Raw genomic sequence first — 22,149 nt, 5'->3', positions numbered from 1 at the left:
GGAGCCCTCTACAGCATTTCAAGCGGCCTCGTGCCGCGAGGCGCGGGAAAGGCATTATCGAGCTCGGCGAGATCGGCCGGGCTGAGGGCAAGGTCGAGCGCGGCCCGGTTCTCGCGCACATGCGCCCCATTCGTGGCCTTCGGGATCACCATCATATCCTCATGCCGGAGCAGCCAGGCGAGCGCTACTTGCGCGGGCGCAGCACCGTGGCGCGCGGCAACGCGGGCAAGCGTGCGGTCGCGCACGATGCGTCCCTGCTCGACGGGCGAATAGGCCATGATGGGAATGGCGCGGGCCCGGCACCACGGGATGAGATCGGCCTCGATGCCCCTCCGCGCGAGATTGTAAAGGACCTGGTTGGTGGCGACGGTGTCGCCGCCCGAAAGCGCGGCAAGCTCCTCCATATCGCCGGCGTCGAAATTGCTCATGCCCCAAGCCCTGATCAGGCCGTCGCGCAGAAGGGACTGAAATCCGGCAAGCGTCTCTTTCAGCGGATAACGTCCGCGCCAATGCAGGAGATAGAGATCGAGGCGGTCCGTGTTGAGGCGCTTCAGGCTACGTTCGCAGGCGGCGACGGTGCCTGTGCGCGAGGCATTCTGCGGCAGCACCTTGCTCACGATGAACACCTCGTCGCGGCGCCCCTCGATGGCCTCGGCCACGATCCTCTCGGCCTCTCCACCGCCGTACATCTCGGCGGTGTCGATCAGCGTCATGCCGAGGTCGAGGCCGAGCTTGAGCGCGGCGACCTCCTCGGCGCGGCGGCGCGCGCTCTCGCCCATCCGCCAGGTCCCCTGCCCGAGGCGAGGCACGCATCCGCCTCCGGGGAGCTTGAGAATTGGGACGCTGGACGCGGGCATGGGAAGCCTAACGTTGAGCCACGTTCATTCGTTCGGGGACGTCACCTTACCGATGCACCGAGGCAGAAGGAGCGCCCGTTGCGAGGCGCCCCGTCTGTGTTGATTCAGGCCTTCTTCGCCGCCGCCGCGGCGGGGGGCGCTTTGCGCGTGTGCTCCTCGCGCTTTGAATGAAGCTGGAAGCCAAGCACGAGCAGGAGGACGCCGAACACGAGCGCGTAGGCGCCGATCCACATGGTCAGCACCACGGCGCCGATCAGCGGCTCGATGATCAGCAATATACCGAAGATGACCGAAGCGATGCCGCCAAGCGCAAGCCACCAGCGTCCGTGGTCGCGCTTGAGGGTGAAGGCCGCGGCGAGCATCAACCCGCCTGACACGATGGCCCAGACTGCGATGACGAAGACCAACGCGATCAGGGTAATGGCGGGCCACAGAACGGCCACGGCGCCAGCGGCGAGATCGACGACACCTTCGAGAATGAGCAGGCCCCAGCGCTCGCCGTTGCGGGCGGCCTTGATGCCGGAGAAGATGGCGAACACGCCGTCGACAAGCATATAGGCGGCGAAGAGAATGACGAAGACTTGCACGGCGACGGTGGGGTTGAGCAGGCAGATCAAGCCGAAAATGATGCCGAGAATGCCGCGCAGGCCGACCAGCCACCAACTTTCCGCGAGAATCTCGCTCAACGCATCGCAGCGTGCGTCGGAGAGGGATGAACCAGTTTTCCCGGGTGCCGCAGTTGCCATGATTGCCTCCTTTGGGGACTTAGGTTGCCAGGCCGTTGATCTGTGAAACGAAGGGATTGTTACCAGCGACTCGATTTGGCGCCAATAATGCCGCCAATCAAACGCACCGTTGCGCTCTTTTTTCCCAATTTCCACATCGGGGAGGGCGTCCGCAATGGCCATTCTATGCGCCGGTGGGGAGAGGGCGGCGAGGGGTGCCGCGACAAGGGGCCTGCACGATTTTGCACGCAAGTAGCCGCGCCTTCGTTTCGTCATCGGCATCGCGACTTGAAATAAATCTGCCGGTAGCGCCGCTACGGGGAGGAGGGAAATCTCCTCTCGCTGATCGTGCACGCCGCGAAATGAAATTCCGCGCAAGGCCCAAATGACGCGAGATCGCGCGACACCGTCGCGTGCTCCGAGTCATGCCCTCGTCTTTATTCCGGAGTTTGATTTGGCCTAAGCACTTTAGAGCGAGCGAAACTTGAAGGGGGCGAGATGCGAAAGGCGCCACTGACGGTGGGCGTGGTCGGCGGTGGATTCACCGGCGCGGCGGCGGCCATCGCTTGCCTTGCCCGGATCGACCGGCCGTTCCGCCTCGTCGTGGTGGAACCGAGCGCCTCGCTAGGGCGCGGCGTCGCCTATGGCGCCCACCATCCCTTGCATCTTCTCAATGTGCGCACCCGCGATCTTTCGGTTCGCGCCGGCCAGCCCGGCGATTTTTTGAACTGGGCCTTTCGCCAGCTCGATCAGGGCGAAAATCATGCCGGCCTGCATGAGGGCCTCGCCCATACCTTCCTTCCGCGCCAGCTCTTCGGCGAATATGTGCGCCAGCGCTTCTTCGAGGCGGCCGAGGCAAGGCCTGACGTCGAGCTCACGATCGTCAACGCCGTGGCGACGGCTTGCATCGACGATGGCGGCCGCTTCACGCTGCGCTTCGACCGGTCGGAGCCGCTTGAGGCGGATTGCGTGCTGCTCGCCACTGCCTACGGGCTCAGTCGGTCGACAACGACGGGGGCGCTCGCGCCGTTCGAGGCGCTGCCCTCCGATCGCCTTGCCTCGGCAAGGTCCGTGGCGCTGATCGGCTCCGGCCTCACCATGGTCGACGTGCTCTTGAGCGCCCGCCGTGACGGGTTTCAAGGCAAGGCCATTGTGATCTCCAGGCGCGGGCAACTTCCGCGCCCGCATGCGGCGAAAGGCGTCGTGCCGCACGAGATTGGACTGCCTCGCTCCAAGCGCGTGTCAGGCCTGACCGGATCGGTGGCCATCGCCTGCGCCACGGCGGAGGCGCACGGCACGCCTTGGCAGTCGGTCATCAACGGCTTGCGCTCCTCGCTGCAAGACATCTGGCGGAGCTTGCCCGTCGAGGAGCAATCCCGCTTCCTGCGCCACGTCCGTCCTTTATGGGACGCACATCGCCATCGGCTGCCGCTCGAAGTGCATGGCCGCGTCGAAGCCGAGTTCGCCGAAGGCAGGGCGGTGCTGTTGCGAGGCAGCGTGACGGCGGTCGAGCAGGACGGCGATGGCTTCAGACTGACGCTAAGGCCGCGCGGGTCTGAGCGGGTCGAGGCGCTGACCGTCGATCTCGCCTTTGATTGCACCGGCCACCGGCCCGATCTCAACTCTCCCTTGATCCAGAGCCTGGTCGCTCAAGGTGCGGCGCGCGCCGACGCTCATCGCCTCGGGCTCGCCGTCGAGCCGAACGGCCAAATCCTAAGCAAGAGCGGGGCGCCGACGCGCGGCCTGTTTGCCCTCGGGCCCCTCTGCCAGGGGTCGCTGTGGGAGATCACCGCAGTCCCTGAAATCGTGCGCCAATGCGACGAAGCAGCGCTTAGCCTCGCCAAGCTCGAGCCCTCCGCCGAGCGCGAAATGGAGCTATCCTCCTACGGCCGCTAGCCTGCGGATTCCGGCAGGAAAGGCCGAATGGTTAACGTTACCGGCCCTGAAAAAGCCACGAAACTTGGGGATTTTTGACCCTGCCGCGGGAGCATAGCCCGCAGGCGTTAACGAGTAGGGATCGTCATCACGCTGGGGCCGGGGGGCAGGAAGCTGATGACCGATGCGTATCGTGGTCGTGGCCGCGTTTGCCTGCGCTCTCGGACTGTCGCTCCCATGCGCCGCTCAATCAGGGACCGAGCAGGCTGAGCTTCCGCAAACGAGTTCCGTCGCGAAGCAGGTAAGGCCGGCGACGCCGCAGCTTCTCGCGCCGCCTGAGGAGTCGCTCCCCGCCGCCAATGCGCCGGTGATCACCCACGCCTCGCCGCCACAGCCGATCCCGGCGCCGGTGCCCGTCCTTGCTTCGCCCGAGCCTGAGCCGATGCAGCCGCAGCGCTCGGAAGCGTCGTTCGCGACACCCGAGCGGCTGGTCGACTGGGTCTACAACTACCACGCCCGTCCGACGCCGTGGCGCGTGCCTGCGGCAGTGCGCGCCATGCGCGAGCTTGGCCTCTTCACCGATGAGGAGAAGGGGGCGTTCTGCACCGGCTTCATCGCCGGTGTGCTCGGCGCCAACCCAAAGGATGGCCCGGCCCTCGTCGGCAAGATGCTGCCCATGCCCGACAAGGACCAGGCCGTCTTGATCAGGGCGATCGCCTATTCCGGGCGCCCGGATTGGCGGGAGCTTTTGACCAAGTACAAGGGTCGCATGGCGCTCCGCCTGCCGCTGATCGACTCCTACCTCTCGGGCAAGGCCAAGACGCTGATGGAGGTCGATCTCAGCGACGGGCCCTCCGTGGTCTACACTTTATGGGGCTACTACGTCGCCACCGGGCAGTATGAGCCGGTGGTGCGCATCATGCAGGGCTTGCGTTGGTCCAAGAACAAGAACGACGGCAACTTCTCCTTGAAAAAGATTTTCTCTAACTGGAGAAACGATCCGAGCGCGGTCGACAAGATCTCGACCGGTGCCACCGCCAAATGGACGCTCGCCTCCTACGCCGAGCGCAATCGCGATCTGCTCAGTCTTTACCGCGCCGAATATGAGCGGCAGCCGAAAGAAATCTCCCAGCCGTTGCGCGACGTGATCGTGGCCGCCGAGGCTTTCGAATCGGAGAAGGTCCGCAAGGACCAGTTCGGCGCCATCGAGGACGCGCAGAAGCTCCAGGCCACCAATGAAGCCGGCATGTCGAAGGCCGCCACCGCGGGCTCCATCGCCATCGCCACCGGCTGCGTGGCGGCGAGCGCGCTCGGACAAATCTACATCGCCGTGCCGTGCGTCATCGGCGGCGCGCTTTACACCGGCGCGATGAAGTTGATGCATTAGGTTGGGGGGCATTTCCTCGGCAAATGAGGGAGTGCCGCATGAAGCGCAAATTGGGGATGTGGCCTGTTGTAGTTGATGTGATCGGGGGATCGGCAAAGTTATTGTGCTTGGGCTCGGTGCTGTTGACCGCGGCCTGTAGCACGCCGACAATGCCGTCCGACTTTCCTGCGTTCCATCTGACGAATTCGCCCGATAAGGACGCTGCCGAGCAAGACCGCTAAAAGTTCGGTGGCGCCCCCTCGCGTGCCATAACGATTGTCACATTGCCGGCATATCCAAGCCCCAGGCGGCGGGTTATGACCTGGCAATGGACGACAGGACGATAGGCCTTTCCCGAGCGCCCGCGGCCGAAAGCGCCCCACAAGCTTCGGCGAAGCCATATGCGAACAGCCGCCGCACGTCGGTGCTGCTGCGCGAATATATGGCGAACCTCGATCAGCCCAAGGCGAGCCTCGGCAGCTTGCGCGATGCGCTCGGCGACCGCGGCTTTGGCATATTACTGTTCATCTTTGCCTTGCCCAATCTGATACCGGTCAACATACCGCTGCTCTCGGCGGTCCTCGGCGCCCCGCTCGTGCTGCTCGCGGCACAGCTCACCTACGGGCGCCACAAGCCGTGGTTTCCCGACTGGCTCGCGCGGCAGTCCGTCTCGCGGGCGAACTTCGATGCGGTCGTGAACCGCGCGCTTCCCTATCTCGAGCGTGCCGAACGATGGCTGCGCCCGCGCCTGAGCGTGCTGCTGTCCTGGACCGGCGAACGCGTGATCGGCCTCGGCCTCCTGGTGCTGACCGTGGTTCTCGCTTTGCCCATCCCCTTCGGCAATTGGCTTCCGGCCTTCGCCATCTGCATCATCGGGCTCGCCATGGTGGAAAAGGATGGGCTTGCGGTGCTGGCCGGCTTTGCCGTCGGCGCCTTCAGCCTGGTGGTGGCCGGTACCGTGGTCATCGGCCTGTTGAAGGCTTTCTTGCTGCTGCTCTCAGGCATCAGCGCCTAGGCGTCGACCATCACCTTGAAGCCGCCGTAGATCATGCGCTTTGCATCGAACGGCATGTCCTTCATATCCATGCCGGCGATCCGCTTGTCCTTCATCACCTTGGCGTTGACGCGGTCGCGGTGCGCCCGCGACTTGTAGACGATCCAGGAGAAGAACACCGTTTCGCTCGGCTTGAGCTTGACGCTGCGCGGGAACGAGGTGAGCTTTCCCATCTTCACGTCGTCGGCAACGCATTCGCGAAATTCGAGCGCACCATACTCCTTCCAGATCTTGCCCGCCTTTTTCGCCAGGCGCTTATAGGCCTCGACCTTCTTCTTCGGCACCGGCAACACAAATCCATCGACATAGGGCATGGAAGCTCTCCGGTTTCCCGTGGGTGGAAGGCGAGGATCAAATGAGATTGCGACTTTACTAGGCCGCTTTCGCAGCGCCTTCCCGCATCGTCACGATCATCCAGGAGACGCCGAAGCGGTCCGCCACCATGCCGAAGCGCGGCGAGAAGAACGTCTCGGCGAGCGGCATCTGCACCGCGCCGTCCTTGCTGAGAGCGTTGAACAGGCGGTCCGCCTCCGCCGTGTTGGGCGCCGCGATGGTCAGGGAAAAGCCTTGGAAGTCGGGCTTGCCTTTGCAGTAGCCGTCAGATGCCATGATCTGCGAGTCCCCGATGCGGAAGCAGGAATGCAGCACCTTGTCCTCGGTGCCTGCCGGCATCTCCATGCAGTCAGGGCCGTCCTTGAAGCGCATGATCGTTTCCACCTCGGCGCCGAGAGCGCTCTTGTAGAACTCGATCGCCTCCTCGCAGCGGCCGTCGAACTGAAGATAGGGCTGAACTTGCATTTTCGTCTCCTTTGCTAGGGGGGAATTGGAGTTGAACGCCAAGCCGATCAGACGGTTTCGCCTTCGTAGGCGCGCGTCAGCGTCTCGATGTCGAATTTCTTCATCTGCATGAAGGCGCTCATCACCCGCGCCGACTTTCTGGCGTCGCGGTCGAGCATCATTTCAAGCAGCGCGACGGGGACGACCTGCCATGACAGGCCAAATTTGTCCTTGAGCCAGCCGCAGGGGCCTTCCTCGCCGCCCTCGGTGAGCCTGCCCCAGAAGTAATCGACCTCGTCTTGGCCCTCGCAATAGACCTGGAAGGACACGGCCTCGTCGAATTTGAACTGCGGGCCGCCGTTGAGCGCCACGAATTTCTGCCCTGCGATCTCGAAATCGACGACCATGACCGACCCGGCAGCCTTGCCGTGGATCTCCCGGCCTTCGTCGGGGTAGCGGGCGACGGTGTTGATCTTGGAGTTCTTGAAGATCGACACGTAGAACTTAGCGGCTTCCTCGGCTTGCGTGTCGAACCACAGGCACGGCGAGATTTTCTGCGTGACGATCTGCATGGGATGCTCCTGAATTCCGAGGGTGTTGCGCGTTGGCGTGCGTGTGGCAGATCAAGCCCTGTCGGCGCTTGCTTGTTCGAGGCGCGAGGAGCAAGCTCCCTCGCGCCTCGTGTACCAATCGCTCAAGCTGTCGCTGGCGTCATCCAGCCAACGCCGGCGCCGCCAGGCTGGCGCAGGATGGCGATGCGGCCGATGCCCGGAATGTCGAACAGCGGGCGCATCAGCGTGGCTCCGGCGGCGGTCGCCTTCTTCACGCGCTTGTCCACGTCATCGACGGCGAGATAGGGCATCCAGTTCTCCGGAACGTTGGCAAAGTCGGGACCCTTCATCTCGAAGATGCCGGCCACCATCTTGTCACCCTGTTTGGCCACCCAATAGGTGCCGCCGTCCTGCATGGGCATGGGGTCGAAGGTCCAGCCGATGGTGTCGGCATAGAATTTTTTCGCCCCCGCCGGGTCGTGGGTTATCAGCTCGTTCCAGCAAAAGCTGCCATGCCTGGCCGGCTCGCCTGCGCAAGCCTCGTCCTGCTCGGCCTTCTGCTTCTGTGCTGCTTGTGCCATGTCACTCTCCTCTTTGGGGGTTATGCAAAATACCGTTCGAGTTTGTCGAGGCAGCCGCTCCAGCCATGTTGATGGCGATCGCGCGCCTCCTCGTCGAAGAACTGCTCGTGGATCAGCGTGAGCAGCGAGCCGTCGCCCTCAGGCTTGATATCAACGGTCACGAGCGACTCGCGCTCCGGCGTCGAGCGCCAAGCCCAGGTGAACACGAGCTTCTTGTTCGGCACCACCTCGCGATAGACGCCGCTCACGTCGTGCTCTTCGCCGTCGGCGTCACGCATGACCATGCGGAACCGGCCGCCCACGCGCGCGTCGGCCTCGGCGCGCAACGTCTCGATATGCTCGGGCCCGAACCAGGTCTTTAATTTTTGCGGGTCCGTCCACGCGGCGTAGACCCTTTCGGGCGGCGCATTGAGATGACGTTTGAGGGTGAGGCTTGGTTTGACGGCGACTTTTGCTTGGGCGGGCATGATTCCTCCTCCACGAATGCGGCAAGGCGATCGAGTTGCTCTGACCAGAATTGTAGATAACGATTGAGCCAATTCATGGCGGTTTCCATCGGCTCTGGCGTGAGCTCGCAGGCGACGATGCGGCCGGTCTTGGTGCGCCTGATCAGGCCTGCGTCCGACAGCACATCGAGGTGCTTCATGACCGCCGGCAGTGACATCGGAAACGGACGCGCAAGCTCGCTCACCGAGGCGCTCTCCCCGCTGTTCAGACGCGCGAGCAACGCCCGCCGCGTCGGGTCGGCAAGCGCGGCGAAGGTTCGGTCGAGGGCGGTGTCCTGATACTTAACCATAAGGTTAAGTGTTAGGGCAATGCGGCACGGCTGTCAAGCGGGAGCGTGCTCTAGGATTTCAGCATTGCGGAGACGAGCTTGGAGGGTTTCGCCGGTAGCGCGATCTGCTCGAAGCTGCATTGGCTGGGGCGCTTGTCGGGACGGAAGCGCACCAGCTTGGTGCCGTGGCGGAAGCGGTTGCCGGTCACGTGGTCGAAAGCAACCTCGACCACGAGCTTCGGCTTCAGCGGCTGCCATTGCTCTGAGCGCTCGGTGCTCCACCGGCTTGGTCCTCCCGGCGCTTTGCCGGTGAAGCCAGGAGGCGAGACCAGGGCTTCGAGCTTCGCGGTCAGCGCCGCGCGGTCCTTGTTGGCGATGGTCGCAGTGAAGCCGACATGGTCGAGCTTCCCGTCGGCATCGTACAGCCCGAGCAGCAGAGAGCCGACCTCTTGGCTCGCCGTACGATAGCGGAAGCCGCCAACCACGCAGTCGGCGGTGCGGCGTTGCTTGACCTTCATCATCGCCCGTTCGCCGGGGACGTAGGGTCCGTCGCGCTCTTTGGCGACGACACCGTCGAGCGCCGTGCCGCCTTGCTTGAGCCAGCGTCCAGCCTCGGCGAGGCTCAACGTGTAGGGCGAGAGCTTGAGCGCGTGCTGCTGTTTGGCAGAAGCGAAGAATGTCTCCAGCGCCGCGCGCCGCTCGGTCAACGGCGCCTCGATCAGGCTCTTGCCCGACGCATCGAGCAGCATATCGAATAGGATGAAGATGGCCGGCGTCTCGGTGGCGAGCAGCTTGATGCGGCTTTCCGCCGGATGAATGCGCTGAAGCAGGGCGTCGAAGGAGAACTCCCCGTCCGTCACAATGGCGAGCTCGCCATCGAGCACGAAGCAGGTCTGCGGAAGACGCGCGAGGGTCGCGACCATCTCCGGGAAATAGCGTGCGAGAGGCTTGCCGGACTTGGCCTTGAGATCCACGTCGCCTCCGGCGCGGAAGGCGAGGCAGCGGAAGCCATCCCATTTCGGCTCATATTGCCAGCCGCCCTCAGGCAGCTCTTCGACGAGCTTGGCTTCCATCGGCTCGATATCGAGCGGCACGGCCAAGGCCGACAGCGTCTTGGGCGGCTTCATCGCGGCGATAAAGCGGGGGACGCGCGCCCCACGCGGTTATTCAGTGCCGCGGCGGATCAAATATCCGACCAGCACGCCGACGCCCAGCGCCACGACCAAGGACGCAGCGAGATTGCCCTTCATCAGCTCCTCGGCCTCGTGCACCGTATCGGTCGCGTGTCCCCGCGCGTAGCCCAAGCGGCGGTTGGCGATCTTGCTGAAAGAGCCGGTGAGGTCGCGCAGATAGTCCCGCACGGCGCCGAGCTGGTCGTTCAACTCTTGCGCGTCGAGCTCCTTCAAAAACCTGCCGGCCTTGTCCTCGGCTCTACCCCAACTCATCATCGGCATGTCCTCCTAAGCGCGGCCGGGATCGGCGGCCATTCGTGTCGCAAAATCATACGACAGAACAGCGAAGAGGGGCGCAAGTTCCGGGAATAATGCAGGAGCGTCCGCCCCTTGAGGGCGGACGCTCAGCAAATCAGCTCAGGAGCGCTGCTACTTTGCGCAGGCTTCCATGCCGCCCATCGCCTTTTCGGCTTCTTCCTTCGAGTTGTATGGGCCACCCATGTTCTTCATCTTGTCGCCGGGAATGTCATGCATCATCGTGCACTTATGACTGGCCGGGTCGAAGGCCACATAGAACTGCTCGGCGAAAGCCGGAGCGCTGAAGGCGACAAGAAAGGCAGATGCGAGGAGGTATTTACGCATTAAGTCCTCCCTAGAGGGCTGGTCGGGCCTTGATTGGCCACGATCCCCGAATTCTATCGGCTAATCTCGGCGGATTTCGGAAAAAAATTCCCCCAAATGGTGAAAAATCTGGTTACCCCCCAGGGGCGGAAGCCGAATTCAGAGTCAAAACTTCCTATAGCGTCATGTTTCTGGCGCGGATTCCACGCTCGATCGCCGCGGTCGTCATTTTGTCGAGCTCCAGCGTGTCGCCGAGCATCTCGAGAAAGCGGATTTCCTCAGGCTTGATCTGGCCGTCTGCTGCAGCAACCTCGAGCGCCACGGCGTAGGCGGTTTCCCGCAGCTTTGCCGGCAGCCCCTCATGCACGAGCCTGAGCACCTGTCGCAGTCCACCATCGGCGCTGAGGATTTCGCCGCAATTCTCGGCGGTCTTGACCAGCGTGTTCTCGTCGTAATCGGCGAAGACCGGCAGATTTGTGACGATCTCGCCGATGCGGGCGAGCTCGTCGTCGGTCATGGTGCGGTCGACGGCCGAAATGGTAACCATCACATAGACAAGCGCCGCATGGTGGTCCAACGGCTCGATCATGGTTCAGGCTCCCGTTACTCGACTTCGCCCAACAGCGCACTTAGCCAAGTCCGCGCCGGACCGTAGAGAATTGCGATTTTTCGAGCAAGCGCCGAGTGACAGACTGATGACCGCCGCTCCGGAAAGCGCCGGAAAGGCTGGCGTCGTTTACAAATCTGTGAAATTTGTCGGAACATAATTCGTCATGAGTACCGAGCGCCCGCCTGCCATGCCAACCCCGACCAAGCCCTCTCGCCTCAAGGTGCGTAGCGCCAAGCCGGCGAGCGCCAAGTCTCGCGGCAAAACTGCGGGCCTCAAGCGCCGCAAGTCGGAGCCCCAGGCGGAGGCGAGCATCCCACTTGCCGACTTAAGCTCGGGCACGAAGAAGGCGCGCCTCCCCAAGATCGAGATCAACTCGGAGCTGTTGGCCCATGCCCATGTGAGCAAGGCTTGGCCCTTCGAGGAGGCGCGCAAAGTCTTGAGCCGCCTGAAGCGGATTCCGAAGCCGACCGGCGCCATCATCTTCGAGACGGGCTACGGCCCATCGGGCCTGCCGCATATCGGCACGTTTGGCGAGGTGGCTCGCACCGCCATGGTGCGCCATGCCTTCCGCGTGCTCACCGAGGACAAGATCCCAACGCGGCTGATCTGCTTCTCCGACGACATGGACGGCCTGCGCAAGGTGCCGGACAACATCCCCAACAAGGAGATTGTGGCCGAGCATCTCGGTAAGCCGCTCACCCAGATCCCCGATCCCTTCGGCGATCATCAGAGTTTCGGCCACCACAACAATGCGCGGCTCAGGTCCTTCCTCGATGCCTTCGGCTTCGACTACGAGTTCCTGTCGGCCACCGAGTGCTACACGACGGGGCGCTTCGACAAGACCCTGCTCAGGGTGCTTCAGCATTACGACGCGATCCGCGACGTGATCCTGCCGACGCTCGGCCCCGAGCGCCGCGCCACCTACAGTCCGTTCCTGCCGATCTCATCGGTCACCGGGCAGGTATTGCAGGTTCCGATCATCGATCGCGACACGGCCTCGGGCACCATCTTCTACAAGGAGCCGACGACCGGAAGGCTCACCCAGGTTCCGGTGACGAGCGGTCATTGCAAGCTGCAATGGAAGGCCGACTGGGCCATGCGCTGGGCGGCGCTCGGCGTCGACTACGAGATGGCGGGCAAGGACCTGATCGACTCGGTGCGGCTCTCCGGTCACATCTGCCGAATCCTCGGGGCGCAGCAGCCTGAAGGCTTCAACTACGAGCTCTTTCTCGACGAGAAGGGCGAGAAGATTTCCAAGTCCCGCGGCAACGGCCTCACCATCGACGAGTGGCTCAGATATGCGGCGCCTGAGAGCCTCAGCCTTTACATGTATCAGAGCCCGCGCAAGGCGAAGCGGCTCTATTTCGACGTGATCCCCCGCGCCGTCGATGAATATGTCGGGCACCTCGCGGCCTACCCCAAGGAGGAGCAGGACGCAAAGCTGATGAACCCGGTGTGGCACATCCATTCGGGTGAGCCGCCAAAGGCCGAGCTTCCCATCAGCTTTGCGCTGCTGCTCAACCTCGCTTCCGCCTCGAACTCGGAGGACAAGGAGGTTCTGTGGGGCTTCATCCGCCGCTACGCGCCGGAGGCCACGCCGGAACAGCATCCGCTGCTCGACCAGCTCGTCGGCTACGCCATCCGCTACTTCCATGATTTCGTGAAGCCGGCGAAGAGCTACCGCGCGCCCGACAAACGCGAGCGGGCGGCGCTTGCAGATCTCGACGCGCGGCTTGGTCAACTGCCGTCCGGCGTGCTCGCCGAGGAAATTCAGGCCGTGGTCTATGGCGTCGGCAAGGAGCACGGCTTCGAGCCGTTGCGCGCCTGGTTCTCGGCGCTCTACGAGGTGCTGCTCGGCCAGACGCAAGGCCCGCGCTTCGGCTCCTTCGTCGAGCTTTACGGCATCCCCGAAACCCGCGCGCTGATTCAGAATGCGCTCAAGTAGCGCGAAGCGCGGTAGCGCATAAGAGAATGCGCTCAAGGTGCGCGAAGCGCGGTAGCGCATCGAACATCCCGCTCGAGGTGCGCGAAGCGCGATAGCGCATCGAACATCCCGCTCGAGGCGCGAAGCGCGACAGCGCATCGAACATCCCGCTCAAGGTGCGCGCAGCACGGTAGCGCCAAACAGACTCTGCGAACGGGTTAGGTGCCGACTTGGTCAGCTCCTGGGCTGGTCATCCTTCGCCGGGCTTCTCGGACTTGCACTTCGGCCCCCAGGTCCAGGTCTGGTCGGCGCGCGCGTCAGGCTTGCAAGGAACGTCGGATGCTGACGGAGGGGGCTCGACCGGCGCGCCGAGCGGTTCGACGCAGAGCACGTGGCCGGTGACCGGGTTCACCTCGGCTTTGCGACAGGTTGGAGCGGCGGTTGAGGCCGGGTCGCCTTCGCTTGCCGCGAGAGCGCCCGCGAGGGGAGCAGCGCCAAGACTCACCGCGAGCGCAAGCCCGGTCAAAACCTGTCTCGTCACATTCCGCATGCGTCGACTCCCTTGATGACAGGCCATGACCATAGCGGAATGAGGGTCAGGCGCTAAGGCTCAGCGCAGCATGGAGAATATTTTTTCAAGGCCGCGGGAACCGAGAAAGGCATCCGCGGGTTTCTAGGCATGCCGTGGCTGGAACGGCAGCAGCCCCGCTGCCACGCGCCCCCCGCGCCGGCCACGCCAACTTGTCGTCGACTGATGAGAAGCCCGGCTTGGCCCCAAGCCGGGCTCTCTTAGCATTTGGGACGGGTTATTGGCGCGGATATGCGCCGAACGGCAGCGGATCTGCGAGGATTTGGCAGGATCTGCATGGAGCGGCCCCGGCGAGGCGCGGAGGGGGGTGCGGAGGGACCCGGAGCCGCCAGCGGGACCGGTCATACGCAATACGAGGTCACTGACCTGCCCGCTAAGGTCACTCTTCCTCACAATCAAGGCAGGAAGGTGGACGGTACTTCTGTCGCCATTTATCCACAGTCGCGGTACGGCCTCGTGCGACCTGCGGCGATGCCGACGACGGCAAACAATAACCGGGACTAGTCTTGAGCGCGGGTTAGGACGAGAGCCAGCCGAGCGTCCTCGCCTTCTTGTACGCCGCCTTCCAGGCCTCTGCCAGGAAGCGCGCCTTTGAGGCTGTCAGTCGCTCGCGCAGCGCGTCGGTGGCAACGAGCATCCCGAGATGACCCTCTCTTCGATAGGTCACCTCGAACTCTGCGCCGGCCACGACGATGTCGCGATCATCGAGCACGCGAACTGTGAGATCAGCTGTGTCGCTCATGCATGGACTTCCAACAAACGCATAATAGCATGGGCCAAGCACCTATGCATAACTTCCTGCTTCACGGGGGTGTCACACAGTCCAAGTAGCCTCCTTTCCGCTAATTGGGGCACGTTCCTTCCGCTTCCTTCCTCGCAAACTGTGTTAGCCGACTCCGAACATGTGGAAGTCTTGCGCCGCGGGCCACGTTCGTGGAACGACTGGCGACGGCAAAACCCCACCACGGTGCCCAACCTCATCAGGCTCTCCTTGAGCGCCGCCGAGCGGCAGATGGGCGCCATGAATGGCGGCCCGGTCAACCTCGCCTCGGCACGGCTGCGCGGCGCATCGTTGCGCTTCGCCACGCTGTCCGGCGCAAACCTCGCGGGCGCCGACCTTTCCGGCGCCGATTTGACCGATGCCAGGCTTGACGGCGCCAATCTCACCAACGCCGATTTGAGCCACGCTTTGCTCAACCGCACGGATTTCGCCGGCGCCAAGCTCGTTGGCGCGAGACTTGAGGGTACCAACCTCGCTCTCGCCCGCAACCTCACTCAGGATCAGATCATGGAAAGCCTGGGCGACGCCTTCACCCTGCTTCCCCACCATCTCGAGCCCCCGTTGTGTTGGACGGAGGCGAGCAACGCCGAACCGCAACCGGACGATGGCCATCCGGCTCATGTGCCGAACGTCACGGCCCGAGGCCGGGGCGGCACGATGTCCTGGCTGGTCGGGGGCGGCCCCATGGCACCCGAAGCGTCGAAAATCAAATAGAACCGCCGGCGCGCTTCAGAATGTGGCGCGCCTTGCGCACGATGTCCTGCTCGATCTGTTTCTTCGACAGCCTTGCCGTGGTGCGAAACGAGAAGATGGTGACCGCCAATATCTCGCCTCCGTCATCATCCTCGTCTCTGAGCTCGACATAAGCGCGCTCGGTCTTCCGGTCGTATTTGGCATGGGTGAGTTTGAAGGCCATGCGGCAGCCTCGATTGAGCTCCGGCTCGGCGTGATCTGGCCCGTCAACTGAAAGCGGTGCCGGTTCGCCTTAAGAAAAAGCCCCGGCCGTTTGGGGCGCACCGGGGCTGGGAAGCTATTTAGGAGACGGCAAGGCTAGCCTCAGTTTGTGACAGAGGCATCACAAAGCCTGGATGTACCTTAGTCGGACTGCCAAAGGCCGAGGCGCTCGGTCTTGGCGGCGTCGAGCGCCTTGGCGAGCTCAGGCTCAGCACCTCCTTGCGGCGTCGCCCAGCCCTGGCGCACCAGCCAGGTGGACAGGTCCTGTCCCCTGACGCTGCAGCGCGCGGCAAAATCCTTGGTTTCGCCGCCTTGCGGCACGGTGCAGGTCACGGCGCGGTAGCGGATGAAGAGGGTGAGCGCCGCGCGGGCCTTGGCGCCGCAGGGCCAAGACTTGCCGCTCTCCGTCTTGCAGCTCTCGTCAGCCTCGCGCGCCTCGATGCCCTCGAGCCTGATCAGCACCGTGTCGGTGGGAAGGAGTCCGGCTTCCAGCGTGCCGGCGTCGCGCACCCTGACCTTGAAATAGCGCTTGGTCTCGCGTGGAGGCGGTGGGGCAGCCTTCTGTAGCAGGGCGGCGTCCCGCTCGGCTTCAGCCTTTTCGGCTGCCAGCATGTGGGTCTTGGGATCGGCGGGTTCGGCGGCCTTTGGCGCTTCGGGCGGCGAGGCTGCTCCTTGCGGCGCAGCGGTTTCGGGAGGTTTCGGAGGCGTGGTCTCGACCGTGGCGGTCGATTCCGGCGGGGTTGGAGGCTTGGCTGGAGCTGCCTCGCGCGTGGCAGCGGCGTCCAACATCCTTTCGAGCGCGTCCCACGGCTGAACGAAGATGAGGAGGACGGCGGCGCCGAGCAGGAGCGAGAAGAGCAGAGAGAGGGCCTTCATCCCGATCCCCGTTGCTATTGGCTCGCCCACACGATGCGTGCCATCCAATCGATCCGCTCGACCGGAAAGACGAGATTGGGATGGTCGGGGTTGAAGGAGGCAAGCTCCACGGTCTTGGCTGTGCGCCGCACTAGGATCTTGGCCATGACCTCCCCGTCGGTCGTGCGCAGCACCACGCGGTCTCCCTTTCGCGCGGCGGAGTTGGGAGAGACAATCAAGATATCCCCGTCGCGATAGAGCGGCTGCATACTGTCGCCGGTCACTTCGAGAGCGTAGGCGTTCTCGTCGTCAACGCGGGGGAAGCGGATTTGATCCCAGCCGCCGCCAACGGGAAAGCCGCCGTCGTCGAAGAAGCCGCCGGCTCCGGCCTGGGTGAGGCCGATGAGCGGGATGGGCTGCGGGACTTTGCGCAAAGATGGGCCCTTGTCGAGCAGGTCCACGAACTCATCGAGCGTGGCCCCGGTGGCGGAGAGCACCTTGGCGACGCTCTCAGTGGTCGGCCAGCGGGGGCGCCCTTCGGTGGTGACGCGCTTGGAGGGATTGAAGGCGGTGGCGTCGAGGCCAGCGCGCTTGGCAAGGCCCGAAGGCGACAGGCCATAGCGGCGCGCCAGCGCGTCGATCGCGGTCCAGATCTTCCCGTGGGTGAGCATGACGGCCCCCGACGCGCCGAAGCGAGGGTCGGAATTTATACCCATGATAGGAATTATGGCTTATTTGCGCGCTTTGTCTACCCCTAACAGCCCTGGGAGTCTCCCACCCTCCGGCCCAACAGCCTTACGCCGCGCGCAGCTCCATGAAGGTTCCGCGCTTCTTCAAGCGGCCGAGTCGCATGCCGTGTCCCCCCGCCGCCGCATGCAACCGATCGAAGCTATGCACCCAAGTCTTGGGTGATGTTCTCTCGCATTCGCGGCCGGCCTTTGAAAACAGCAAGCCGGTAGCGCCGGCATGGATGAGATGGGCGAGGCTACCGAAATAGTCATCGAGTTCTTCGGGCGGGACGTGCTGTAGGACGCCCTTCGAGCAAACCCATCGCGGCTGCCTGGCCGCCACGCGCTTCAAGCTTTGCTCGCTGATGACCTCGAGCGTCGGACGTTTGGTCGCAACGATGTCGTCCGCGAGCTGCTCGCGACCGACCGCAAGAATGCGGTCATCGATATCGAGACCAATATAGTGCTCGGCTTCAAGGAACGTCATGAACAGGACGCCCAGGCGTAGTGTCCCGCATCCATAATCGACGACGACATCATTTGGCCGGAGACCATGGGCGAGGAATTTATCGAAGGTGTGCTGCGCACTCGTGGCGCGCCCTGGCTTGAGGCTCGGCCCAAGTGAAGAACGATTCTTGTTTGCGGCAAGGGAGTTCGCCGTGCATTCGGCATAGAATTGCTTGAAGGGGCAGCCCGGATGCCTCAGTGACCACAGGGCGAACTTAGCATTCGGCAGCCAACGCTTGACAACCCACCAAAACACAGACGCCCCCGTTACTCAACAATACGAACCGGCGGCAAGTAATCAGCACAACCCTAAGCGATCAGCGCGACCTCCGAGTTTCAGGCTGCGACGTTTTGTACATTTTGTCTATCTCAATGTCTCTCAACTCCTCTCTAAACTCGCTCGCTTGTTGCATCTGGGACACGAGGCTACTCTCCCGAAATCCAATGGGTGAACCGGTCTACAAGATCTGCCCCGATTCTGCCCTGCAGGAGGCGAAGAGGCTTGGGCGCTTCGACGGCTCTGCCGACGACGCCCGCGACGGCTTTATTCACCTGTCGGCCGCGAGCCAGGTCGCCGGGACCTTGGCAAAATATTTCGCAGGGCAGCGCGACCTCGTGCTTCTCGCCGTCGACCCGGAGCGGCTGGGAGAACGCTTGCGCTGGGAGCTCTCGCGCGGCGGCGAGCTGTTCCCCCATCTCTACGGGCCTCTAGAGCTTGAGCACGTGATCTCGGTGCAGCCGCTCGTGCTGCAAGAGGACGGCAGCCATCGGCTGCCCGCAACGCTTTCACCTCTCCCCTCTGGGGAGAGGTCACGCCGAAGGCGTGGGTGAGGGGATGAGAGTGGCGATCGCCGTTCCCCCTTACCCTTCCCGCCATGCGACTTGCGCAGAGCTACGCTCGCGCACGATCGCGGCGGAAAGCCCTCTCCCCAGAGGGGAGAGGAGTGAAAGCGCGCTTTCTTCGACCTTTGTAAGTGTTGCTCCATGAATGCGCTGTACGGCCTCGGCCAGGCACTTCTGCACGCGCTAGACCCTGAGCGGGCGCATGATCTTGCGGTCAAGAGCCTGGAGCTTGGACTTTATCCCCGCCAGGATGCGCCGGACGATCCGCGGCTTGCGCAAGGACTGTGGGGGCTCAAGTTCCGCAATCCGCTCGGCATGGCCGCTGGCTTCGACAAGGACGCGCGAGTCTGGGCACCGCTTCTCGCCACGGGTTTCGGCTTCGTCGAGGTGGGAACGCTGACGCCCAAGCCACAGAAGGGCAATCCGAGCCCGCGCATTTTCCGCTCCGCGCGAGACGCAGCCATCATCAACCGGCTCGGCTTCAACAATGAGGGGCAGGCGGCGGCGCTTTCCAGGCTCGCGGCACGGCGAAGCGGCGTGGTGGGAGTGAATATCGGCGCCGGCCGCGACAGCGAGGATCGCATCGGCGATTACGTGTCAGGCATCGCCACCATGAGCGCGGTGGCTGACTACCTCACCATCAACATCTCATCGCCCAACACGCCGGGCTTGCGCGACCTGCAAGCGCCGGAGGTACTCGATACTCTGCTTGCCAGGGTGCGGCAGGCGAGGGCATCGGCGGCGAAGCGACCGCCGCTTCTCGTCAAGCTCGCCCCCGATATCGCCGACGCCGATCTTCCTGAGATTGTGCGGGTGATCGAGGCCCACGCCGTCGACGGCATCGTGGTGTCGAACACCACGCTCTCCCGCGCGGGCGTGAAAGACGCACGCTTCGCCGCAGAGTCCGGAGGATTATCGGGGAGGCCGCTTTTTGTCCGCGCCACCCGCATGCTCGCCCGCGTCCACCAGTTGACGGAGGGACGACTGCCGCTGATCGGCGTCGGCGGCATCGATGGAGGTGCCGCGGCTGTCGCCAAGATCGAGGCCGGCGCTTCGCTCTTGCAGCTCTATACCGGGCTCGTGTTCGAAGGCCCGAAGCTGATCGGCGAGATCAAGCGGGCCCTGGTCGTGGCGATGACCGACGCCAAGGCCGAGAGTCTCAGCACCCTTGTCGGCCGCGACGCCGATCAGTGGGCCGAGCGAAAACTATGAGCGGCAGCCCCTCTCCCCTGCGGGGAGAGGGCTTTCCGCCGCGATCTTGCGCGCGACGCGTAGCGCGCATGCGCAAGTCGCATGGCGGCAAGGGTGAGGGGTGAAGAGCTGCAATCTGCAGCGTCGGATCCCCCTCACCCGCGACCGAAGCCTTGGCGGCTTCGCTCGCGACCTCTCCCCAAAGGGGAGAGGTGAAAGTCGCACTCAAATAGCGCCAATCAGGCTTCGCGCTTGGGATTGACGTCGATCAGGTCGCCGCGGGCGCCGCGCCCCAGCATCTTGAGCAGGCGGGCGATGAACCACACTGGGAAGACGATGACGGCGCCGAGCAGGAAATAGCGGCCGGCCTTTTCGATCGCGGTCCAGCCGAGGTCGTAGATGCGCTGAATGAGCTGCTGGAGGCTCCTCAGAATGTCGAACGGGCTGAAGCCGAGCGCGGCAAGCAGCACCCCGACGACGAGGGACAGAATCGCCAGCCTGACCAGCACCAGGCCCGGATTGCCGCCAAAGAACCGCTCCATGTTTTCGCTCCGCTTGCCCGCTATACGCATCGGAGAATCGCGATGCGGGTTACTCTATGCCGAGAATTGGTGAAGGAAAAAGGCAAGGTCAAGCAGGTCGTTCCCATGCGGGCGCTGAAAAAAAGGAGTGAGGCGGGGTCGGAGGCCGGGCTGCCTCAGCCGTTTGCCGGCTGGTTCGCCTCGCGCGGCTGGCGCCCGCACCCCCACCAGCTTCAGCTCCTCGACCTGGCGCGGCAGCGCCGCGACACGCTGCTCATCGCCCCGACCGGCGGAGGCAAGACGCTCGCCGGCTTCCTGCCGAGCCTGGTCGATCTCGCTCGCGCCGGCGTCAAGCCGCGAACCGGTATTCACACCCTCTATGTCTCGCCCTTGAAGGCGCTTGCCGTCGATATCGCCCGCAACCTGACCGAGCCCGTGGCGGAGATGGGGCTGCCCGTCACACTCGAGACGCGCACCGGCGACACCCCGCCCTCCCGCCGCCAGCGCCAGCGCCTCTCCCCGCCAAACATCCTGCTCACCACGCCTGAGCAGATCGCGCTGATGCTGTCCCATCGCGATGCTGCGAGCCTGTTCGGCGGCTTGCGCATGGTGATCATCGATGAGCTGCATGCGCTCGCCTCGACCAAGCGCGGCGATCTTCTCGCTCTCGACCTTGCGCGCCTGCGCACGCTGGCTCCCGAACTCACCTCCATCGGCCTGTCGGCAACGGTGGCGCGGCCGTCGGAGCTTGCCGCCTTCCTCGTCGGCCATGAAGGCCAGCTGCGCACGCAGCTCGCCGAGATCGTCGAGGCAGGGGCGGGACCCAAGGCCGACATCGCCATTCTCGACTCCGACGCGGAGCTGCCCTGGGCCGGGCACTCGGCGCGCTACGCGCTGCCCGAGATCTACCAGGCGATCAAGGCCCACCGCATGTCGCTCATCTTCGTCAATACGCGCTCGCAGGCCGAGATGCTGTTCCATGCGCTGTGGCGCTACAACGACGACAATTTGCCGATCGCGCTGCATCACGGCTCACTCGATGTCGGGCAGCGGCGGAAGGTCGAGGCGGCGATGGTGGCGGGCAAGCTCCGCGCCGTGGTGTGCACTTCGACGCTCGATCTCGGTATCGACTGGGGCGACGTCGACCTCGTGATCAATGTCGGCGCGCCGAAGGGGGCAAGCAGGCTTGCCCAGCGCATCGGCCGCGCCAATCACCGTCTCGACGAGCCGAGCAAGGCCCTGCTCGTGCCGGCCAACCGCTTCGAGGTGGTCGAGTGCCAGGCTGCCCTCGAGGCGGCAGAGGAGGGCGCGCAGGACACCCCGCCGTCGCGGCCTGGCGCGCTCGATGTTCTCGCCCAGCACGTTCTCGGCATGGCCTGCTCGGGGCCGTTCGATCCCGATCGGCTCTACCGCGAAGTGACCGGCGCCTCTCCCTATCAAGGGCTGACGCGGGAAGGCTTCGACAAGATCGTGCGTTTCGTCTCCACCGGCGGCTACGCGCTCGCCAACTACGAGCGCTACGCCAAACTGAAGCAGATGCCTGACGGGCGTTATCGCCTCGCCCATCCGCGGCTTGCCCAGCAATATCGCCTGAATGTCGGCACCATCGTCGAGGCGCCGATGGTGCGGGTGCGGCTCGCGCGCCGTCAGGGCGGCGCGCTCAAGCCGTCGGCGGTTCTCGCCGCCGGCCGCGTGCTCGGCGAAGTCGAGGAATACTTCATCGAGCAGCTCGTGCCCGGCGACAGTTTCGTGTTCGCCGGCGAAGTGCTGCGCTTCGAAGGCTTGCGCGAGACCGACGCCATCGTCACCCGCAGCCACGCGCCCGAGCCCAAGGTGCCCTCCTATGACGGCGGCAAGTTCCCGCTCTCGACCTATCTTGCCGATCGCGTGCGGCGGCTGCTCGCCGATCGCCGCCATTGGGCGCGGCTGCCCGATCAGGTCTCCGACTGGCTGCGCATTCAGAGCAAGGTGTCGATCGTGCCTGGGCCCGACGAGATCCTGGTCGAGACCTTTCCGCGCGGGCAACGGCATTACCTCGTCTGCTATCCCTTCGAGGGGCGGCTCGCGCACCAAAGTCTCGGCATGCTGCTCACCCGGCGGCTCGAGCGTGCCCATGCCAAGCCGCTCGGCTTTGTCGCCAATGAATACGCGCTGTGCATCTGGGGCCTCGCCGATATGGGCGAGATGGTGCGGACCGGACGGCTCGACCTCGCGAGACTGTTCGACGAGGACATGCTCGGCGACGATCTCGACGCCTGGCTTGCCGAGTCGAGCCTGATGAAGCGCTCCTTC

At 64.2% G+C, this 22,149-nt stretch carries 28 protein-coding genes; 9 read left to right on the top strand and 19 right to left on the bottom strand.

Going from position 1 to position 22,149, the window contains the following annotated elements:
* Positions 1-8 precede the first annotated feature (8 nt).
* Both ACREC7_RS09220 and ACREC7_RS09215 read right to left on the bottom strand, forming a co-directional pair.
* On the bottom strand, positions 9-857 hold the full coding sequence (locus ACREC7_RS09220) for an aldo/keto reductase (RefSeq protein ID WP_431555387.1): 849 nt from the start codon (positions 855-857) through the stop codon (positions 9-11).
* A gap of 104 nt (positions 858-961) precedes the next feature.
* On the bottom strand, positions 962-1,603 hold the full coding sequence (locus ACREC7_RS09215) for an HdeD family acid-resistance protein (protein ID WP_431555386.1): 642 nt from the start codon (positions 1,601-1,603) through the stop codon (positions 962-964).
* Between the two features lie 477 nt (positions 1,604-2,080).
* Here ACREC7_RS09215 and ACREC7_RS09210 point away from each other — a divergent pair, with 477 nt between their 5' ends.
* From ACREC7_RS09210 to ACREC7_RS09195, 4 genes are all read left to right on the top strand, one after another.
* Positions 2,081-3,478: an FAD/NAD(P)-binding protein gene (locus ACREC7_RS09210; protein ID WP_431555385.1), complete on the top strand. Its 1,398-nt coding sequence runs from the start codon at positions 2,081-2,083 to the stop codon at positions 3,476-3,478.
* Positions 3,479-3,641: 163 nt separating this feature from the next.
* A complete protein-coding gene (locus tag ACREC7_RS09205; protein ID WP_431555384.1) occupies positions 3,642-4,844 on the top strand; it encodes a hypothetical protein in 1,203 nt (400 codons plus the stop codon).
* Between the two features lie 38 nt (positions 4,845-4,882).
* Positions 4,883-5,065 (top strand): hypothetical protein, encoded by a 183-nt coding sequence (locus ACREC7_RS09200; RefSeq protein ID WP_431555383.1) that lies wholly within the window; start codon positions 4,883-4,885, stop codon positions 5,063-5,065.
* An 86-nt stretch (positions 5,066-5,151) separates the two neighbouring features.
* Positions 5,152-5,838, top strand: a complete 687-nt coding sequence (locus ACREC7_RS09195; protein ID WP_431555382.1) for an exopolysaccharide biosynthesis protein — start codon at positions 5,152-5,154, stop codon at positions 5,836-5,838.
* On the opposite strand, the gene ACREC7_RS09190 is transcribed toward ACREC7_RS09195, so the two are convergent.
* From ACREC7_RS09190 to ACREC7_RS09145, 10 genes are all read right to left on the bottom strand, one after another.
* On the bottom strand, positions 5,835-6,191 hold the full coding sequence (locus ACREC7_RS09190; protein ID WP_431555381.1) for a DUF1428 domain-containing protein: 357 nt from the start codon (positions 6,189-6,191) through the stop codon (positions 5,835-5,837). The two genes, ACREC7_RS09195 and ACREC7_RS09190, sit on opposite strands and share 4 nt — an antisense overlap.
* A 58-nt stretch (positions 6,192-6,249) precedes the next feature.
* Positions 6,250-6,675, bottom strand: a complete 426-nt coding sequence (locus tag ACREC7_RS09185; RefSeq protein WP_431555380.1) for a VOC family protein — start codon at positions 6,673-6,675, stop codon at positions 6,250-6,252.
* A gap of 47 nt (positions 6,676-6,722) precedes the next feature.
* Positions 6,723-7,226 carry a VOC family protein gene (locus ACREC7_RS09180; protein WP_431555379.1) on the bottom strand — a complete coding sequence of 168 codons (504 nt, stop codon included), beginning with the start codon at positions 7,224-7,226 and terminating at the stop codon, positions 6,723-6,725.
* 122 nt (positions 7,227-7,348) lie between these two features.
* Positions 7,349-7,786 (bottom strand): VOC family protein, encoded by a 438-nt coding sequence (locus ACREC7_RS09175; protein WP_431555378.1) that lies wholly within the window; start codon positions 7,784-7,786, stop codon positions 7,349-7,351.
* A 20-nt stretch (positions 7,787-7,806) separates the two neighbouring features.
* On the bottom strand, positions 7,807-8,253 hold the full coding sequence (locus ACREC7_RS09170) for an SRPBCC family protein (protein ID WP_431555377.1): 447 nt from the start codon (positions 8,251-8,253) through the stop codon (positions 7,807-7,809).
* Entirely contained in the window at positions 8,145-8,582 is a 438-nt protein-coding gene (locus tag ACREC7_RS09165; protein ID WP_431555376.1) for an ArsR/SmtB family transcription factor, read from the bottom strand. The genes ACREC7_RS09170 and ACREC7_RS09165 overlap by 109 nt, the downstream gene beginning before the upstream one ends.
* Before the next feature lie 50 nt (positions 8,583-8,632).
* Positions 8,633-9,688, bottom strand: coding sequence for an ATP-dependent DNA ligase (locus ACREC7_RS09160; RefSeq protein WP_431555375.1), 1,056 nt, complete (start codon positions 9,686-9,688; stop codon positions 8,633-8,635).
* 36 nt (positions 9,689-9,724) lie between these two features.
* Positions 9,725-10,015, bottom strand: coding sequence for a hypothetical protein (locus tag ACREC7_RS09155; RefSeq protein WP_431555374.1), 291 nt, complete (start codon positions 10,013-10,015; stop codon positions 9,725-9,727).
* 147 nt (positions 10,016-10,162) lie between these two features.
* A complete protein-coding gene (locus tag ACREC7_RS09150) occupies positions 10,163-10,375 on the bottom strand; it encodes a hypothetical protein (RefSeq protein ID WP_431555373.1) in 213 nt (70 codons plus the stop codon).
* A gap of 154 nt (positions 10,376-10,529) precedes the next feature.
* Entirely contained in the window at positions 10,530-10,943 is a 414-nt protein-coding gene (locus tag ACREC7_RS09145; protein ID WP_431555372.1) for a tellurite resistance TerB family protein, read from the bottom strand.
* Positions 10,944-11,127: 184 nt separating this feature from the next.
* Here ACREC7_RS09145 and ACREC7_RS09140 point away from each other — a divergent pair, with 184 nt between their 5' ends.
* Positions 11,128-12,909 (top strand): lysine--tRNA ligase, encoded by a 1,782-nt coding sequence (locus ACREC7_RS09140; RefSeq protein ID WP_431555371.1) that lies wholly within the window; start codon positions 11,128-11,130, stop codon positions 12,907-12,909.
* Between the two features lie 229 nt (positions 12,910-13,138).
* On the opposite strand, the gene ACREC7_RS09135 is transcribed toward ACREC7_RS09140, so the two are convergent.
* Together ACREC7_RS09135 and ACREC7_RS09130 are read right to left on the bottom strand one after the other, a co-directional pair.
* Positions 13,139-13,438, bottom strand: a complete 300-nt coding sequence (locus ACREC7_RS09135) for a hypothetical protein (protein ID WP_431555370.1) — start codon at positions 13,436-13,438, stop codon at positions 13,139-13,141.
* Positions 13,439-13,994: 556 nt separating this feature from the next.
* Entirely contained in the window at positions 13,995-14,219 is a 225-nt protein-coding gene (locus ACREC7_RS09130) for a hypothetical protein (RefSeq protein WP_431555369.1), read from the bottom strand.
* Between the two features lie 171 nt (positions 14,220-14,390).
* Here ACREC7_RS09130 and ACREC7_RS09125 point away from each other — a divergent pair, with 171 nt between their 5' ends.
* A complete protein-coding gene (locus ACREC7_RS09125; protein WP_431555368.1) occupies positions 14,391-14,972 on the top strand; it encodes a pentapeptide repeat-containing protein in 582 nt (193 codons plus the stop codon).
* Here ACREC7_RS09125 and ACREC7_RS09120 read toward each other — a convergent pair.
* The 4 genes from ACREC7_RS09120 to ACREC7_RS09105 all read right to left on the bottom strand — a co-directional run bounded on the left by ACREC7_RS09120 (position 14,965) and on the right by ACREC7_RS09105 (position 17,282).
* Positions 14,965-15,174: a hypothetical protein gene (locus tag ACREC7_RS09120; protein WP_431555367.1), complete on the bottom strand. Its 210-nt coding sequence runs from the start codon at positions 15,172-15,174 to the stop codon at positions 14,965-14,967. The two genes, ACREC7_RS09125 and ACREC7_RS09120, sit on opposite strands and share 8 nt — an antisense overlap.
* A gap of 179 nt (positions 15,175-15,353) precedes the next feature.
* Complete coding sequence (locus tag ACREC7_RS09115; protein WP_431555366.1) at positions 15,354-16,088, bottom strand: thermonuclease family protein; 735 nt, start codon at positions 16,086-16,088, stop codon at positions 15,354-15,356.
* Between the two features lie 14 nt (positions 16,089-16,102).
* Entirely contained in the window at positions 16,103-16,738 is a 636-nt protein-coding gene (locus ACREC7_RS09110; protein ID WP_431555396.1) for a S24 family peptidase, read from the bottom strand.
* 124 nt (positions 16,739-16,862) lie between these two features.
* Positions 16,863-17,282, bottom strand: a complete 420-nt coding sequence (locus ACREC7_RS09105; protein ID WP_431555365.1) for a hypothetical protein — start codon at positions 17,280-17,282, stop codon at positions 16,863-16,865.
* 464 nt (positions 17,283-17,746) lie between these two features.
* Here ACREC7_RS09105 and ACREC7_RS09100 point away from each other — a divergent pair, with 464 nt between their 5' ends.
* Both ACREC7_RS09100 and ACREC7_RS09095 read left to right on the top strand, forming a co-directional pair.
* Positions 17,747-18,133, top strand: a complete 387-nt coding sequence (locus tag ACREC7_RS09100; protein WP_431555364.1) for a DUF952 domain-containing protein — start codon at positions 17,747-17,749, stop codon at positions 18,131-18,133.
* A 153-nt stretch (positions 18,134-18,286) separates the two neighbouring features.
* Positions 18,287-19,357, top strand: coding sequence for a quinone-dependent dihydroorotate dehydrogenase (locus ACREC7_RS09095; protein WP_431555363.1), 1,071 nt, complete (start codon positions 18,287-18,289; stop codon positions 19,355-19,357).
* A 218-nt stretch (positions 19,358-19,575) separates the two neighbouring features.
* Here the strand turns inward: ACREC7_RS09095 and ACREC7_RS09090 are convergent, their stop codons facing one another.
* Positions 19,576-19,878 (bottom strand): DUF6460 domain-containing protein, encoded by a 303-nt coding sequence (locus ACREC7_RS09090; RefSeq protein ID WP_431555362.1) that lies wholly within the window; start codon positions 19,876-19,878, stop codon positions 19,576-19,578.
* A gap of 105 nt (positions 19,879-19,983) precedes the next feature.
* Here ACREC7_RS09090 and ACREC7_RS09085 point away from each other — a divergent pair.
* Positions 19,984-22,149, top strand: a 2,166-nt coding sequence (locus ACREC7_RS09085) for a ligase-associated DNA damage response DEXH box helicase (protein WP_431555395.1), incomplete at its 3' end; no start/stop codon positions are given.

This window comes from Methyloceanibacter sp. (assembly GCF_050728395.1).
Classification (GTDB): Bacteria; Pseudomonadota; Alphaproteobacteria; order Rhizobiales; family Methyloligellaceae; genus Methyloceanibacter.
This window is presented reverse-complemented; position numbering and strand designations above follow the sequence as displayed.